Origin of the sequence: Bacillus sp. FSL K6-3149, from assembly GCF_038630515.1 — a bacterium.
GTDB lineage: Bacteria > Bacillota > Bacilli > Bacillales > Bacillaceae > Bacillus > Bacillus pumilus.
Genome location: NZ_CP152034.1, coordinates 12,772 through 28,758 on the forward strand (window position 1 = coordinate 12,772; position 15,987 = coordinate 28,758).

21 protein-coding genes are annotated in these 15,987 nt (G+C 40.9%); all 21 read right to left on the minus strand.

Annotation, left to right across the window (positions count from 1 at the left end; genetic code table 11):
* Positions 1-13: 13 nt before the first annotated feature.
* The 21 genes from MHB83_RS00080 to MHB83_RS00180 all read right to left on the minus strand — a co-directional run bounded on the left by MHB83_RS00080 (position 14) and on the right by MHB83_RS00180 (position 15,972).
* The gene (locus MHB83_RS00080; RefSeq protein ID WP_003212734.1) at positions 14-277 is read right to left on the minus strand and encodes a phage holin; all 264 of its coding nucleotides are present in this window, start codon (positions 275-277) and stop codon (positions 14-16) included.
* Positions 278-288: 11 nt separating this feature from the next.
* Entirely contained in the window at positions 289-501 is a 213-nt protein-coding gene (locus MHB83_RS00085; protein WP_008344062.1) for a BhlA/UviB family holin-like peptide, read from the minus strand.
* A 56-nt stretch (positions 502-557) separates the two neighbouring features.
* Positions 558-704 carry an XkdX family protein gene (locus tag MHB83_RS00090; protein ID WP_081311384.1) on the minus strand — a complete coding sequence of 49 codons (147 nt, stop codon included), beginning with the start codon at positions 702-704 and terminating at the stop codon, positions 558-560.
* Entirely contained in the window at positions 705-1,052 is a 348-nt protein-coding gene (locus MHB83_RS00095) for a hypothetical protein (protein WP_335365129.1), read from the minus strand.
* A gap of 2 nt (positions 1,053-1,054) precedes the next feature.
* Positions 1,055-2,467, minus strand: a complete 1,413-nt coding sequence (locus tag MHB83_RS00100; protein ID WP_342496533.1) for a pyocin knob domain-containing protein — start codon at positions 2,465-2,467, stop codon at positions 1,055-1,057.
* A gap of 89 nt (positions 2,468-2,556) precedes the next feature.
* Positions 2,557-2,700, minus strand: coding sequence for an XkdX family protein (locus tag MHB83_RS00105; RefSeq protein WP_342496534.1), 144 nt, complete (start codon positions 2,698-2,700; stop codon positions 2,557-2,559).
* On the minus strand, positions 2,697-3,017 hold the full coding sequence (locus MHB83_RS00110; protein WP_044140756.1) for a hypothetical protein: 321 nt from the start codon (positions 3,015-3,017) through the stop codon (positions 2,697-2,699). Before MHB83_RS00110 ends, MHB83_RS00105 begins: the two co-directional genes overlap by 4 nt.
* 13 nt (positions 3,018-3,030) lie before the next feature.
* Complete coding sequence (locus tag MHB83_RS00115) at positions 3,031-4,416, minus strand: hypothetical protein (protein WP_342496535.1); 1,386 nt, start codon at positions 4,414-4,416, stop codon at positions 3,031-3,033.
* 29 nt (positions 4,417-4,445) lie between these two features.
* Positions 4,446-5,576, minus strand: coding sequence for a pyocin knob domain-containing protein (locus tag MHB83_RS00120; protein ID WP_339205967.1), 1,131 nt, complete (start codon positions 5,574-5,576; stop codon positions 4,446-4,448).
* A gap of 7 nt (positions 5,577-5,583) precedes the next feature.
* Positions 5,584-5,757: a hypothetical protein gene (locus tag MHB83_RS00125; RefSeq protein WP_003212881.1), complete on the minus strand. Its 174-nt coding sequence runs from the start codon at positions 5,755-5,757 to the stop codon at positions 5,584-5,586.
* The gene (locus tag MHB83_RS00130) at positions 5,754-6,083 is read right to left on the minus strand and encodes an XkdW family protein (protein ID WP_003213655.1); all 330 of its coding nucleotides are present in this window, start codon (positions 6,081-6,083) and stop codon (positions 5,754-5,756) included. The genes MHB83_RS00125 and MHB83_RS00130 overlap by 4 nt, the downstream gene beginning before the upstream one ends.
* A gap of 9 nt (positions 6,084-6,092) precedes the next feature.
* Positions 6,093-6,971: a hypothetical protein gene (locus MHB83_RS00135; protein ID WP_253622292.1), complete on the minus strand. Its 879-nt coding sequence runs from the start codon at positions 6,969-6,971 to the stop codon at positions 6,093-6,095.
* A gap of 14 nt (positions 6,972-6,985) precedes the next feature.
* Positions 6,986-7,369, minus strand: a complete 384-nt coding sequence (locus MHB83_RS00140; RefSeq protein ID WP_003212666.1) for a phage tail protein — start codon at positions 7,367-7,369, stop codon at positions 6,986-6,988.
* Between the two features lie 11 nt (positions 7,370-7,380).
* A complete protein-coding gene (locus tag MHB83_RS00145) occupies positions 7,381-8,304 on the minus strand; it encodes a YmfQ family protein (RefSeq protein ID WP_106029231.1) in 924 nt (307 codons plus the stop codon).
* Entirely contained in the window at positions 8,288-9,337 is a 1,050-nt protein-coding gene (locus MHB83_RS00150; RefSeq protein WP_284907268.1) for a baseplate J/gp47 family protein, read from the minus strand. The genes MHB83_RS00145 and MHB83_RS00150 overlap by 17 nt, the downstream gene beginning before the upstream one ends.
* Entirely contained in the window at positions 9,330-9,752 is a 423-nt protein-coding gene (locus MHB83_RS00155; protein ID WP_012011034.1) for a DUF2634 domain-containing protein, read from the minus strand. Before MHB83_RS00155 ends, MHB83_RS00150 begins: the two co-directional genes overlap by 8 nt.
* A gap of 14 nt (positions 9,753-9,766) precedes the next feature.
* Positions 9,767-10,033 (minus strand): DUF2577 family protein, encoded by a 267-nt coding sequence (locus tag MHB83_RS00160; RefSeq protein ID WP_106029232.1) that lies wholly within the window; start codon positions 10,031-10,033, stop codon positions 9,767-9,769.
* Positions 10,030-11,040, minus strand: a complete 1,011-nt coding sequence (locus MHB83_RS00165; RefSeq protein ID WP_044140764.1) for a hypothetical protein — start codon at positions 11,038-11,040, stop codon at positions 10,030-10,032. Before MHB83_RS00165 ends, MHB83_RS00160 begins: the two co-directional genes overlap by 4 nt.
* An 11-nt stretch (positions 11,041-11,051) precedes the next feature.
* Positions 11,052-11,720: a LysM peptidoglycan-binding domain-containing protein gene (locus MHB83_RS00170; RefSeq protein WP_268459349.1), complete on the minus strand. Its 669-nt coding sequence runs from the start codon at positions 11,718-11,720 to the stop codon at positions 11,052-11,054.
* Complete coding sequence (locus tag MHB83_RS00175) at positions 11,713-15,834, minus strand: transglycosylase SLT domain-containing protein (protein WP_342496536.1); 4,122 nt, start codon at positions 15,832-15,834, stop codon at positions 11,713-11,715. Before MHB83_RS00175 ends, MHB83_RS00170 begins: the two co-directional genes overlap by 8 nt.
* Complete coding sequence (locus tag MHB83_RS00180) at positions 15,835-15,972, minus strand: hypothetical protein (RefSeq protein WP_088002055.1); 138 nt, start codon at positions 15,970-15,972, stop codon at positions 15,835-15,837. It lies immediately after the preceding gene.
* Positions 15,973-15,987 lie beyond the last annotated feature (15 nt).

Genomic DNA, 15,987 nt, shown 5'->3' on the forward strand with positions numbered 1-15,987 from the left:
TCTCCTTCAACGATTATTTTGTTAGCCCTCTTTGTTTCAGGGTATCTTTTTGTAATTGACCTTTGTAGGTCACATAATTGTTTTTAAACCAAGCGATAATGGCTGTCACCATCGTAAAAATGGTGGAACCTGCTACATATAGTGCCTCACCAGCGGTTTGTACTTGCTCCTCACTAATCGGTAGCACCGTCTGTCCAAACATGACAAGTGTTTGATTGATGAGCGCAATAAAAAGAAGCACTGTGCGAATCACAGTGCCTTTGTCGAATGTTTTCATGATTTCTCCTCCTATTTTAAATTCCGTTCAATTTTGTCGAGTTTGTCGATCACAACATCATACTTCTCACTAAACTTTGCTAACACATCATTTTGCGCCTCGATTTGTTCATTGAGCTTGTTTTCTCTTTCCTTTGTTGTGTTTAATACATAAAACAGCACCCAACAGAACAACACCGCAAACGGCCCTTGTGTCATTAAATATTGTGTCAAATCCATTTCCACTACACTCACCTACTCCCTCACTTTGCACACCCTGAAAGAAGGCAAAATAAAAACGCCTATTCAGCGTTAGTTGGATATTCTTCGTTTGTTATTTCTTTGTATTGTTTCGGCGTAATCTTCTCGAAACGAACAAATTTTGCTACGTCCTCATTTTCATAACATTTCCATTGATAGAACAATGAAATACTACGGAACCAATCCAATTAAATTACCTCCTTTTCCGTCAGCAGCATGATAAGTTCTGATATATTTTTCGATTGATTTTCTGCTCTCTTTTCTGACTCTGCCAGCTGCTGAAGCAGATCAGCATTTTGCTGTTTTAATAAATCAATAGCTGATGGCGGCAGCGGCTTTGGCTGCAAACTATCGATGTATTCTTGTGTTGCCGACTCATACCATGCCCTTTTCTCTTCATTGTATTTACCTTTGTACAAACCATCTTGAGGTCTTACATCTGTATATCCTTTTGGGATGCCTGCGTCCTCTTCAATTTCTACTTCTTCTCCTGGAAGGTAATTGAATTTTTCATCGTATTTATATATCCATTTCACTTTCATCCCTCCTGAGCCGCCATGAATTTAAAGCCGAACGTGATAAATTCATTTGGGTTTGTTGAATTGGAGACGCTTTGTATATACACATTACCTTTAGTATCAATATGTGTTCTGTGTGTTTGTGGTGTTGAACCAGTGCCGATACTAGATGCTACCCCTATAAAATGCATATCCTGTATAGGACGATAACCACTAGGCAATGTAAAAACAGGTACTGTAAAACCGATAGTACCCCCTGTAATAGAACCAATTAACTCTACCTCTCCAAATGGATTCTTATAAAATTGCACTTTTTGAGTGCCATATTGTTTCCATCCGTTTATTATTGTTGTCGGAAACTTCCATTCTATTTGCTCTGCACTGGTTAACAAACGTTCCCATTTTGACCACACGCCATTCGCCATTGTCTTACGCCACGTTCGGTTTAAGTTGTCAAAGCCTATTGCCTGCCCATACGTACCTGTGCTATTACAAGTCCAAATCCCTCTTAACGCAGTACCAGGTCCATTGGTCGGTGCATTTGCAGATACAAAATGAACTAAACCTTGATACTTTTGTAATACTTCATGGAAATCGTCTGCATTACTAATGTAAAACTTACCTTGCCCATTGATATCAGTAATAGGAAATGCTTGAATTACTTTTAAATCTGTCGTTGTGAGCTGCCTTTCCCATTCAGTCCATGTAAAATCAGTCTTCCTAATTCTATAAAAAGAATTAAGACCGTTGACTGCATCATATATAGTTTGTAATAGGGTATTCCCATAACTTATCACTATCATAAATGCCCGTCTGATCTCTTTTGGACCATTAAGACCGGCATTATAAATGAGGTACATTCCTGTTTCTGTCATTTCGTTATAGTCGGTGGTCTCACTTACCCCTTTATAAATAGGCTTACCATTGTTTTGGGTTAATTTATACAGCTGTCCATTGTTCCATTTATCTTTTTCAGCTGCTGTCGGAAGCTGTGTCCAATTGATAGATATATGGCTAGCATTATAGTGGAAGTAATATGCATTACCTGATGTATCTATCGCAAAACCTGTTCCAATATTATTTTGTCCCACCGTCTGCATCCCTCGCATTGCAAATTGTGAAGGGCTATCCTCTATTCCACTGGGCGCATAAAATGTACAAGTCCCTTTGTCTTTAATTGAGTCAAAGATTTTTGAGTTGACAGGAATATTTAAAAGATGGACTCCATTGTCACCTGTAATTTTATACAGCTGCGACTCATTCCATTTCTTTTTTTCTACTTCTGAAGAGTGTTGTCTCGAATCATCAATATGATTCGTCAATTGTTCTGATATACCAGTGTCGTTATGAAGCAATGTTTTCAGCATATCGTTGAATAGATCAGCATGAGCTTTATCACTCGTTTCAAAAGAACGAGGAATTTTTATATCCAATGTATTCTCACCTTTCTACCATTGCATAAGTTGTTTCAATGAGATTAAGATAGAATCCAGCTAAAGAGAACAGCAAAAAAATAAAGCCATTAGGCTTCGTATTTTTCTCCTGTTATGTCTTGATAGTCATCTGCCGAGATCCAGCCAATGCTTACATAAAATGCAATGTCCTCTGGTGCGTAACATTGCCAGTCCCAGAATTGTTTGATATCTGCTACAGTTGGAAACATCATTCTGAATTTCCCCCTTTCTGCATAGCCAATAACTGCGTTAATTGTTTTGATAACAAAGCATTTTGTTTCTTTAAAAGTTCTATATCACTTGGCGGGAGAGGGGCTGGCTTTAGGCTATCTATATACTCCTGTGTCGCTGATTCATACCAGTGTTGTTTTTCCACATCAAATGCAGCTTTATAAAAAGAAGGATGATTGGGTGGTGCAATTGTTGTGCATTGATCTGGAATGACATAATTGCCTTCATCATCTCTTTCGAACACTTCGATAGGTCTGACCAATTCATTTTGATGATTGTATTCATAAGCTAGTATCATTTTTATCACTTCCTTAATTTAATGGGACGACCGTGTCTAAATAGTAGCCAGTTACGGCACTTTCATTCGCTGCCAGTAAACCAGTTAGCTTTAGCTCTCCTGTCTTATATATAAGTAATTTACTATGACCCGTTGTACCTGATACAGGCACTGACACTACAAGACCTTTCTCTGATAAACCCGCGGCTGGAATCCATCCACATATGATTTCTCTATTTGCTTTTAGGTGGCCTCTTAGCAATAATAAATTTCCCCATTTTACATATTCAACTGGTCTATCCCCTATAGATGAACTTTTGTCTAAGGTCACACTCTGCCACGTGACATTTTCAAACTCAGTATTTGTCATTAGCTGTTTCCAGCCTCTGAACCCCCCATCTGTATGAGTCGTTCCGTACCAATGACTATTATCATAGCTTCGACTCACATGAAATGTTTTGCGGTTATTTCCCGTTTCTATAATATCTACATTAAACCAAGAAGCATCGGTCGTTGATGGCATATTCACTGCGTTCGTTCCAGAGACATAATAAAAGCCAGATGGCAGCGTTAATATATCTGTACCAGTAGGGATAAGCATTCTATTTCCATTCGCCTTCAATAACGAATGCTCGTTCAACCTCTTCCATCCGCTCCATTCTTGCTGAGTACCCGAAACATCTGTCGTGGAACGATTGATGTACACATCACCTGTATTATTTGCCCCAATAATCCAGCCATAGGTATTTTCACTAAAGACTGATAAGGCTCTCATAGAACTTCTTGTCGGCAAATCAGGATGTGCTTCGTGGATATACCAAGAATGCACGCCTGGTAATTTGATGAGTTTATCCAAAATACTAGGATCGTTTGCATTAATTCTTTCGTATGCTCTTCCATCGTCAGCGGTAATTTTAGATAGTTGTCCTGCGTCCCATTTGTTTTTTTCGTTTTGACTAGGTATTTGCAGCCAATTGATCGCAAGGTCATTCACATGATAGGAAAAACAAAATGCATTGCCTGATGTGTCAATCGCCATTCCTACACCAATATTATTTTGACCAACAAGCTGAAAGCCTCTTAATGCAGCATTACCTATAGCAGGAGAATCAACTACCCCAGAACCGCCTGGAGCATAAAATGAGCAGGCACCTAACGATTTTATCCCGTTATAAATACTGCTGCCAGATGGGATATTGATCAACTGGGATCCGTTATCATTCGTCATTTTATATAGCTGAGATTGATTCCATTTCTGCTTTTCTGTTTTAGATGCATGAGATGTTACATCATTTTCGTGTTGATTGATATGATTTAATAGTTCAGCATCATTTTCAATAATAACCTTTACCATGTCATTAAACAGATCTGCATGGGCTTTATCACTTGTTTTGAAAGTACGTGGTGTCTTTATCTCCATGTGATTCTCCTTTCACATTGTTTATGGAATTATCTTGTACTGAACTTAAAACCAAATGTAATAAACTCAGTTGGATTAGCATTATTTGAAGATGATTGCACACATACATTCCCATTCTTATCTATTAAGGTTCGATGGAATTGAGGTACTCCAGGTGTCCCTATACTCGAAGCGATACCTACAAAATGGATCGCCTGCTGTGGCCGATATCCTTCAGGCAAAATAAACACAGGGTTATTTCCTAAAATCCCACCTTTTATAGCACCTACCATCTCAACTTCCCCCAAGAGATTCTTTCGATATTTCACTGGCAAATTAATAGGGTCATATTCCTTCCAATTGCCATTAATCTCTTTAGGTGTTTCCCATGAACCTTCTAATAGATCTGATAGCGTGATTTGCTTCTCCCATGGTGTCCATGATTGTGCTTTGTGTCTAAGAACTCTAAAGTATGTGTTCTTCCCATAAACAGATTCATATGCTATTTGTACTAATGTACTGCCATAACTCATGACCAACAAAAACACTCGATCATGGGAAGGCGATGGACCATTCACTCCAGTATTATATATAAGATACATCCCTGTCTCCGTAAGGGTATTGTAGTCTGTTTCACTAGCAAATCCATGATAAAAGGGCTTTCCATCATCTTGTGTGATTTTTACTAATTGACCGTTATCCCATCTTTTTCTATCGCTTTCTGTAGGCAGCTTTGTCCATTTAATCGACGTATGTCCGGCTTCGTAATAGAAAAAATAAGCATTACCTGAACTATCCATCGCAAAACCAGAGCCAATATTTTCTTGACCTACTGTCTGCAGCCCTCTAATTGACATATTCGATGAGGCCGGAGAATCCTCCACACCAGCAGCTGCATAAAAAGTACATGTTCCTTTATCTTTTATCGCATCAAATATTCTGCCATCAGCAGATACATTAATCAGCTGTCTTCCACTATCTGCTGTGATCTTATAGTTCTGTGAATTATTCCATTTCTTCTTTTCTGTTTCAGATGCATGTACTCTCGCATCATTTGTATGTTTTAAGAACTGCTCTATTAATCCATGATCATTTTCAAGAAGTACTTTGACCATGTCATTAAACAAATCAGCATGTGCTTTATCATTTACTTCAAAAGGTTTTGGTTGTTTTATTTCCATTCAGTTTTCACTCCCTTGCTTTGATGCTTGGTTCCATTTCTTGTAGCTGCTCTAGAGTGAGCATCCTTTGCTCATATCCTGTTTTTAAATCTTCCATTGAACAATCGCCTAGTTCCACCGCTTGCTTGACCAATTCAGGAGTCACCCATTTAAAATACAACGCCATCACCCAATAATTCATGATTCACGCTCTCCTTTATATAAAAGAATCTCATTTTTTAGCGCTTTTATTTCGTTTGTTAGATGATCACATTGATGTTCAAGCTGTTTTCTCATGAGCTTTTCTTTGGCTACTTCTTGTGCTAGATAATCTAGCGGAAGAGGCGGTTGATACCTTGGATTGATTTGAGATTCGTCCCACCATTCTTTCAATTCTTTTGCCGTTGGCTTTGGCACATCTAGATGCCACTCGTTAATGTAAGAACCGTCTCCATCATTTCTAAGTTCAAAGTCCTTTTGCGGATCCGCATCGGGGTATTTATACTTAATGGCTTCATATAAAATCATAGAATCCTCCTATCCTCTCAGGAAATTTCTGCCGCCTACTTCTGTAATATCAAAATAGTTGTACCAGCCTGAATTTTCAGATACATAACGACTAACATCTCCGTCATATCCTGCATACATGTAAATTTCTAAATAATCCCCTTTATTAGCCGGTACATTCGCAGCACCATAAAGTCCCATACTAAAGCTCAACGTATCAGATGGGCTGGTCGGGCTCTGTCTTTGATGTGCAATATTTTTATACCTTTTTCCATTTAAATAGATCGATAATTCAAAGTTTGCGTATCGTTGAAAGGTTTCAATATAAACACCTGCATTCACTGAATACATTCCGTTTTCAGGGCAGATGAAGCGATTATTTTTGATATCAAAATTGTTATGACTGTCTTTTATCTTTCGATTAAAAAGGATTTTTTGATACTCACCTTTGGTTAATAACTGTTTTCCAGTTGTACCTATATTGGCATGACAGAATCCAGAGAGCTTATGCCAGTCGGTCCAACCAGATCCAGTCCACCAATGACGGCACCACGTACCTGTGCTATCAAAATAACTGCCCGCTTCGTTTCCAGTCCCATAGTAATATTGAACAAATCGAAAGTTACTATATTTTTCATTTTTCACAAAGCCAAATCTCGTAGGATATCCGGTATCATTCGCTTGTCCAATATCCATGAACGTAATGCCATTAGGATATTCCTCACCGCTGACTGATGCATCTTGAATGGCTTGATCGCCTGTTAGTTTAAATAAGCTTTCATTTGTGATTCCTTCTATTTGTAGCCTGAGCGCATTGTCATTCTCTACTAGAGTCTCGACCATCCGGTTAAATAAGTTGGCATGTGCTTTGTCAGAGGTTTCAAACGGTAAAGGTGATTTGATGTCCATTTCATTCCCCTCCATTAATAAATATCATCAATCTCAAAAACAAATTCAATGTCGCCGTCTTTTTGTTTGTCTGTCATGGTGCGGATGGCGGTGAATTTGCCGGCTTCGTCGACAAGTGCTAGTTCGTTGATGACTTCTCCTGCAAGTTCTCCTTCGGCGATCGTGCAGGTGTAGCGGATTTTTGCTGGTTCCATGAAGGTAAATGAATCAATCTCTTTTTGGACGAGTTCTTTTTTGAGTTTTTGTTCAGTGCCGTCTAGTGAGATCGGTTTCCCATCCTTCGTCCCACCATTTCCAAATGCCATTTTGACGACTTTTGTGAGTTTTGTTCCTTCGGCTCTTGCCTTTGCCATTTGTTGACGTGCATATAATGTTGTTACGGTTAATTGATCAGCCATTGTGATCCTCCTTATAGCTCTATTTTTTGAGAAGTAGCTGCTAGCATTTTTGATCCATCGAGCGGAACAGATCCGTCGAGAATCCAGTAATGATCCTTAATCAGTAAGCTGCCGCCCTGTTCAGTTTGGACATGTACTGGCAATCGGAACGTCATTTTCTTCTTAGTTTGATGCTGGAGCTGATTTTTTGTGCGTAAAGTCAATGCCGCTCCTTGCTTCGTTTCATGTACCGCTCCAGTCATGACATAATTCATTCGGTATGTGTTCTCTGACTTATGCTGAAGCGGCATTCTCATCTTCAACGAATGCCGAAAACGAGCAGGTACATCGGTTGTCCCTCGTGTTCCGCTCAGATAAAACGACCCATTTAATACAAATTCACCATTGAGTAAAATCGGGATATGATCGAAAAAACCCACTCTGCTTCGCAGTGTGAGCCTCCCGTGATGATCATTTATTTCATGTACATCGGTATGATGAAATGCAGTGAACGTATAGGCCAAATGAGCTGGCTTTAACGTTTCAAGTATTTCTACAATATATCTAGTGTTTTGCAGATCATCTAGATTCACACGTAAGGCGAAATGGTAGCGATTGGTGGTCAGACGAATGATGGCACTTGGATTTTTGAGAAAGCGATTCACCGATTTCTCTAAAGAAAGATACGTGATCGGTGGAATGTTTGACATCATATTGAGTAAGCGTGCTCTGCGAAGTTCAATGGAATCATCTGATTCTCGCTGCACCTTCAGCATTCTTTCCCATCTATTCAATCCCCATGTCGCTGTCAAAGGGAAGAACTGATCCGTTAAATCGAAAATGGATTCATCCAATTGCTCAAACTCTGGCGCTTCTGTTTTGAGCAGGTGATCGACTTCATAAATCTCTGTAAAATATGGCGGCAAGTAGTTTTTCATTTCATCCTGTTTGCTCAATAACCTTCACCTGCCTCAGACGCGGTATCTCAATGTCCTGTAATACTAAGTTTTTTGACTCCCCATTCAATAACACGTTTGCATAATCTGATACACTTTCTGAATGGTACAGAATGTCATTTAATGCGGACATTCGAATGGTACTCTTTTCAAATGCAATTGATTTCAACAGCGCTTTGACCTTTTCTTCTATTTCTTTCTGCGCTCCTTCAAGGGTCCAGTCCATTTGAAGTTCGACGGCTACTTCTATGTCAATGTCCAGCCATTTGGCGCTTTCGACGGTCGCTTTTGAACCAATAGGCGCTTGTCCTTCTCCTTCGCCTGGTACTGGGTCGATATATTCCTGTACTCTTTTAACAAGCAGATCTGATGCAACATCTAGATTGCCGTCTGTGATGACAATCTTGACTGTTCCTTCTCCATTCCAAAGCGGGAATACCTTCGCTCTGCCAACCCCTGTCACTTCCTCAGCCCATTTTTTATAATGCGCCTTGTTGGCACTGACAGCCTCTCGCCTAGCACGTATTAAGTAGCGATCATATAACGAAGCGTCATCTTCTTCCTCTTGTCCGGGTATTACCAAATCTTTCATGATAATTGATTCAAGCCCCGGGATTGTATCAAGAGATAGTAGCGGCTGATCTGTTAATTGACCATTGCCGATCCTGCCAGGTGTCTCGCATTCTAGCGTGCCATCGTTCGAATATTGGAAATAGACGTCTTCAATAAAAAACCGTGAGCCAGCTGGGATGTTGATATCCTCCGGCTGAATAGCTGCGGACCAAACCGCTTTAGTCGCTGGTTTTCTTTCAATTCCTACTTCAGCGGCCCGCCGATCTAGAAACTCTCCTTGTGCTGTATCTGCAAAGACCAGCTCGAATACTTGATCAAGCCAAATAAAGGACTGGGCCAGTTCAGCAGCAGCAGGTGCCAAGGCATTCCAAATGACGCTGTTTTCTCTTTTATCTATGTCATCTGGCAGTCTGTCTAGCATTCTTTCCATTAATGCTTCATACGTTTGTTCCTCAAACATCGCTCTCCATCACCTCCTCTATTTCTAATGTGCCTTCATCTGTGACAATAGCTAGCTTGACATGAAACGAGTCATTTTCCTTTGTGACCTCTATCTCTTCAATATGATCAATCCGTTCGTCCACAATCAATGCTTCCTCTAGCAGCCTCGGAATCTCCATTTCTTTGTATTCATCCGTGGCTTCTGTATCCGTCAAGAGCTCCTGAATTTCAGTGCCAATGTCGTGGCTGTAAATAGGATGTGCATACCGCTCTGTCCTAAGTGTCATATAAACGAATTGACGAATTGCTTCAATGCCTGAAATGGTTTCACCTGTCAATCTGCCAGTTTCAACATCTATTCGATACGTCGTCGAGGTTTCCACCTCTTCGTCTTCTTCTGTTTCCTCAATTTCTTCCTCTGGTGAAAGTGCCACGTTCATCACCTCCCTTACAATTTGTCGATGATGTAGAAGGATTGCCCTCCTGCCATTGCCAGCACCATAATGCTGTCTCCCCTTTTCAGTTCATCATCCTCACCCTTATTTAGGCGCTTTGGCCAAATCAGTAATTCTTCCGGGATGATCAGTTTATGGTTTTCATTTAACCGGATGCTTACAGGAGAAACTGCCGTGACTTCTCCAATCACCAGATCAATTGGAGAGGCGGCGTCTACAGCATTCACTGCTAATCGTTTAATCGCTTCACTTAACCTCACGCTTGATCACCCTTTGGAATGGAATTTTTCTCAACGACATCAATTGTCATGGTGTGTTTCACCCCACTGAATTCATGTTTGTCCTGATCGATCCAGTACGTTTTTTTTACGTTGATTTCAGGGATTTTCAAATAGATTGGAAGACCGCTTTGCAGTTCAGGAATGCCTAGCGCTTGGATGCTTTTGACTTCTTGTTTCACGCCTTTTTTCTCTGCCAGCCGTACTTTGGCTCTTTTTTGCAGCTGCGGCTGGTTGATTTGCCCTGTAACCGTCTCAACATGCTGTAAAATACCGTATTTACTCTGACCTGCTTTATCCTGTTCGACCACTACAATCTCTGATTTGCTACCTTTTTTCTTATTTTTCCCCTGTTCATCCGCAGACGTGCGCAGCTTGACACGAGTGGCTGTTTCTTCAATCGAGGTGCTGTACTGATAGCCAATGAGATTGACACCTGATTCAATGACCCATACGTCCTCTGGATCTGGCCAAGCTCTCAGCCCCATCTTTCCTTTAGCAGAATAGATTTGATAGTTTCTGCCGGTTTGCCGCTTTGTCTCTTTTAATGCTTTAAGAATCATGTCATATAGGCTCGTATCGTTTTTAAACACTAGTGATTTTATGACATGACCTGTATTGGCGATGGAGGTCATGGGAATTTGAAAGTCAGCTCCAATCCGTCTCAAGATTTGATCTGCTCTTTGTTTTGAAAAAACATAGACATCTTGGTTTTTCACCAAATATTGAAGCATGTCGTATGCGGTAAAGGTCAGTTTCCCTTCAACAGGCGTCCTAGAAAACACAATGCCTCTGAACAGCTCTTTTCCTTTCCATTTAAAAAGAACCGTGTCCCCTTCTGAGACACGGTAATATGTTTGACTCCCTTGCTTTGTGATAATATTTGCTTGAATAGAGCGAGGGGCTTGATACCTTTGCCCCTGAAGTGTCACACTCTCTGTGACAAGCTCATACATGGTGCCGCTTCTGATGGCAAAAAGCTCGATCAATGCCAGCCCCCCTATTGTGGTATTTTTAACCTTTGTCCAGGGAAAATCCAATGCCCCGGCTGCTTAACATTTCGTTTGCTACGTTTAATCATCGCTAATTTATTGGCATTCCAAATACGCCGCCATTTTGTACTGTCGCCATAAAACCTGCCTGAAATGGCCCATAGCGTATCCCCTTTTTTGACGGTGTACATTTTTGGCGGTGTTTTTGAAGGCCTTTTCTTTTTCGTTTGTTTTGCTTTTTTCTTTCGTTTAATTTTCCTAGGCGATGCGGTTTTGTATTCCTTTAACTCGATCGTAAATTCACGATCGCCAATATCATATGATCCTTCTTTATGGGTGAAGCTTTCAATGCTGCACGTCATGTTGATTTTTGTCCCCGTTACAATCAGCCGCACAGACTTCTTTGAACGCATCATTCGTTCTATTTTCGCTATCGCATTCTCCGGTGATGGAATGCTTTTATATTCAGCAATTGGCGAATATTTCTTAGGAAATAATGAAGTGAATGATACTTGCTTAGCCGATGGGACATCAATAAAGGTCAGTTCTCCAAAAGAGGCAACCTTTACCGTTTCATTTTGTACGTTATTTGTGATTTCAAGTTCGGATGGAAGGACAGGGAATCGCAACTTGTCCTTTCCTTGGGAAATCCACAATTGATACACTGATTTACCCATCAATCACGACCCCCTTCGTTCCTGTATGAAGCTCTACTTCCAGTTCATCTACGAGCATTTGTCTAATTTTTTCGACAAGCGATTGCTGATCTTGTCCATTATGGAAATGCTGGTCCCCATTGAATTGAATGGTGATTTGCTTATTACTTGACGATGCTGTACGACTAGAAGACTGAGCTGAGGTGACTTGCTGCATTTGTGATTCTGGTAAAGGAGCAGACGCATTTGCTGGATCATATACTTGCATTCCAAGTGCCTTGGCTGCCTGCGTTAATAAATACCTTCCGCGTATGCCTCTTTCTTCTGGAATGATCCATTCGCGTTTGTTTCCTTCACCAACTCTAGCAACCTGCTCCTGAGTAATCAGTCCACCATTTGCGTAGCCTTTATAAGGCCCGCCTCTTCTCATACTTCGTAATCCCGGTGTATTGAAGACTGTTCCATATCTGCCCTTAATGTAGTTAATGGCTGCTACGGCATTATGAATTGGGTTCCAAATGTCATTCATGCCTTTGCCTTTATTGGAGTTAAACGTCGTTCCAATGGTTTGCATTAAGCCTTTAGAAGGCGTTCCCTTCTTGGCGTTAGAATCCCATAAGTTGATTGCTCTCGGATTTCCATTCGATTCATGCTGCGCAATGGTCATAAGTCCTGGAAGCCAGTTCATCGATGTACCAGTTGCCATGAGAGCTGCCATGAGCCATTGCTGAACACTAAGACCTGAAGCCCCCATACCGCTGAAGGCACCGATTAATGAACCAGCCTGATTTTCAGCAAACTTTTTCACATCAACTGAGTCGAGTCCTTTGACGACACCGATCGATGCGAATTTCCCAAGACTCATCATGACGCGTGAAGGGGAATGAATATCTAATTCCTCTCTAAACGCCTGCTCTACTTTCTTCGCCATTTCTTTGGCGGCTTGTGTGACTTCACTTGCTTTTGAACGCATGCCACTGTTAAAGGCATCCATCATTCCTGAGCCCCAGCCTGGTGATTCTTGTTTTGCTTGTAGAAATGGTTGTTTGATGTGCTGATCTACGTATTGGCTAGTACCAACTGAAGTGGCATTTTGACCTGTGGCAAAACCACTAACCGTTCCAGAACCCCAAGTTGGCGATGCTGTCATCACTTGTTGATATGGTGCTTTTACACGACTTTGCAAAAAGCTATCTGTTCCTGTTGGTGTCATCTGCTGACCATTCGCAAAAGCAGCAACTGTTTGCTGACCGAACTTATTTGAGTCTGAGGTCAATTGACCAAAAGGCTGCTGAATATTCTTTTGCTTCCATTGATCAAGTGTAATCATTTTTTGATTTAATCCTTGTTCAAAATCCTTATTAAATTGCTCGCCTATGCTGGAGGCTTGAATGTTCCCAGTCATCGAGACCGATCCGTCTATTGAACCGACAGAAGATGATGAAGCTACTGCTGTAGGAGCTGGAGAGCTTGATACTTGATTTCCAGCTGCTCCGCTTGGCATAACAGACATCCCAAGATGAGAAGCAGCCTGAGCAAGCAGCATCTTCCCGCGCCCTCGGTTATTTTGAGTTGGAATGACAAATTCGTTACCTGCTTCACCGACCCATGATAAGGTTGGCTGGGTGATATAGCCGCCTGTGGCATTGTTATCAGGTTTTTTCTTCCCAACAATCCAATTTATGACTACATCTACAATACCGCCTGCTTTGTCAAAAATCTTTTTAACCCAACCAAATGCTGCAGAAAACCCATCACCAATAGCTTCTGCTACTTTTACAATCGGCTTTTGAATGTTGTCCTCAAACCATTTGGATAATCCATCCCATATATCTGTCACCACTTTATACGCTTCTTCGAACTTTTTCCCGAAACTGTCTTTAATGGTTCCTACGGTATCTACAAGTGGATTCCACACATTTTCCATAAACCATGACGATACAGCTCCAAAGATTGATTGTATCTTTTTCCATGCATTTGATAATGCTGTCCAAATCCCTGTAGCGACTGTAACAACTGTACTGCTCAGTGGTGTCCAAACGTTTTCAATAAACCAACCTGCAACTGCACTGAACGTTTCTTGTATCCATGTCCAGGCATTGACTAGACTTGTCCAGATGGTTGTTGCTACCGTAACGACTGTGTCGCTGAGCGGTGTCCATACGTTTTCGATAAACCAGCTTGCAACTGCACTAAATGTTTCTTGAATCCATGTCCAGGCATTGACTAGATTTGTCCAGATGGTCGTTGCTACTGTAACGACTGTATCACTTAGTGGCGTCCATACGTTTTCGATAAACCAGCCTGCAACTGCACTAAATGTTTCTTGAATCCATGTCCAGGCATTGACTAGATTTGTCCAGATGGTCGTTGCTACTGTAACGACTGTATCACTTAGTGGCGTCCATACATTTTCTGTGAACCAAGCCGCGACTGTTGACCAAACTTCGACAATTTGATTTTTGATTTCAATGGCTTTTTGGCCAATCTTTTCAAATCCGCCGCCATCAAACCATTTTCCAATTGTTTCACCGATAGATTCTCCGCCCATACTTCCAGCGATGCCGCCTACTAGACCGCCGATGGCTGTACCTATCCCTGGGACTACGCTTCCAATAGCTGCACCTGCTGCAGCACCTGCCATTCCACCGGCGATGCCGCCTCCAGTCGTACCAATCTTTTCACCAGCATTCTCTTTGTTCATACCAATTAGATTTGTTGCACTAAGTACACTTCCTAGAATAGGTACTTTCTTTAATAATTTTCCGCTCCCTTTACCTATACTTTTCATTGCATTCCCTAATCCACTTAACCCCTTGCTACCTTTCACTAAACCCGTAAGTCCGCCAGCTGAAGCTGCGATACCCGCACCTTTCTTTAGTCCAGTAGGGATTTTTCCAAATAATTTACCTGCATTTGTTTTCAGTTTCCCTAATCTACTTGGAGGTCTTCTATTCATTTCGGCCCTTGATGTAGCATTTGGATTTCTTGTCTGTCTTGGTGAGCGACCATTTCGATTTTTAGTTTTAGTAGATCCTCCCCTGCTTAAACCTCTTGCACAGCAGGGGCAACAACTATTGCGAAACAAGCCTTTTCCACCTCGCGACTGAGGTTTCGTTTTGGGAGCTGGATTTGATGGTGTTGATGTTGGTGCTGTTGTTGGTGCTGTTGTTGGTGCTGTTGTTGGTGCCTGAGTGGTACTTTCACTTGATTGATCACTTGCACCTAAGAACCGATCTAATACATTAGTCACCAATTGATCTAGTTTTTTTTCAGGATTAAATTTAATTTTCTCTTTAATTCTTCCGATCACATCTTGCTTGTACTCTTCTATTTTATTTTCAACCCAAGGAAGTGCTTTTTCATCCCAAAACTTTCTAGGACTCAATTTTTCCTTCACTTTATCTGCAACGTCACCTGCATATTTTTGAATTTCACTTAATCCCTTATTGGCAAGGTTCTGGAGCCAGCTCTGTTTAGGATCTTCCGTTTTCACTGACGGACTAACAGCCTCAGGTTCTTTTTTTATGTTTTGTTCTTTCACAACCGACTCTGCTTGATCTCGTTTTTTCAACTTACTCTTTGCATTGTCTTGAACAGACACTCTGATTTCGTGTTTAGACATCGTCAAGCTTTTGAGCGTCTTTTTGATTCGTTGAATTGCAGCGGTGGCTTGGTCAACCATGTTTAATCTCATATAGTACGTTCTGTTCATGAGCTGAAAGATAGATTTTTTGATTGATGACATTTTACCTGACAATTGATCGTTTAGTTTAAACGTCAGCATAATGGGGCTTGTTCCCGCTTGCTTTAAACGATTTATGCTCGATTTAATGACATCTAATCCCTTCGCTTGAATGGATATGACCAAGTGATTCGGGAACATATTTAACTGATTGTTTAATGCTTTAAGATCACTATAGATTCCTTGATCCAGCCTCATGGAAATCACTGACATTTTCCGAAGCGATAAACTAAAGTTTCTTAATTTTTTGTCATCTATATCCAGGTTTATTTTCACCGGTTTTCTAAATGGTTTGAGCTGCTTCTCAAAGGTTTGAAATCGTTTTTGAATGCGCAGCAGCTTCTTCGATACTTTGTCTTCTAATTCAAATCGCGCAGTGAGTTTCGCCAATTATTTCCCTCCTTTCTTTGCTTCTTTTTCTAGCATGTCGAGTTTGTAGCTGATGAGTCCAAATAGGAGTGCTTTGAATGGTCTTGGTGATTCGTATAAATCTAGGAGTTCAGATGGGGAATAGTGAAGCTCGTGCATGGCGTAATATAAAAA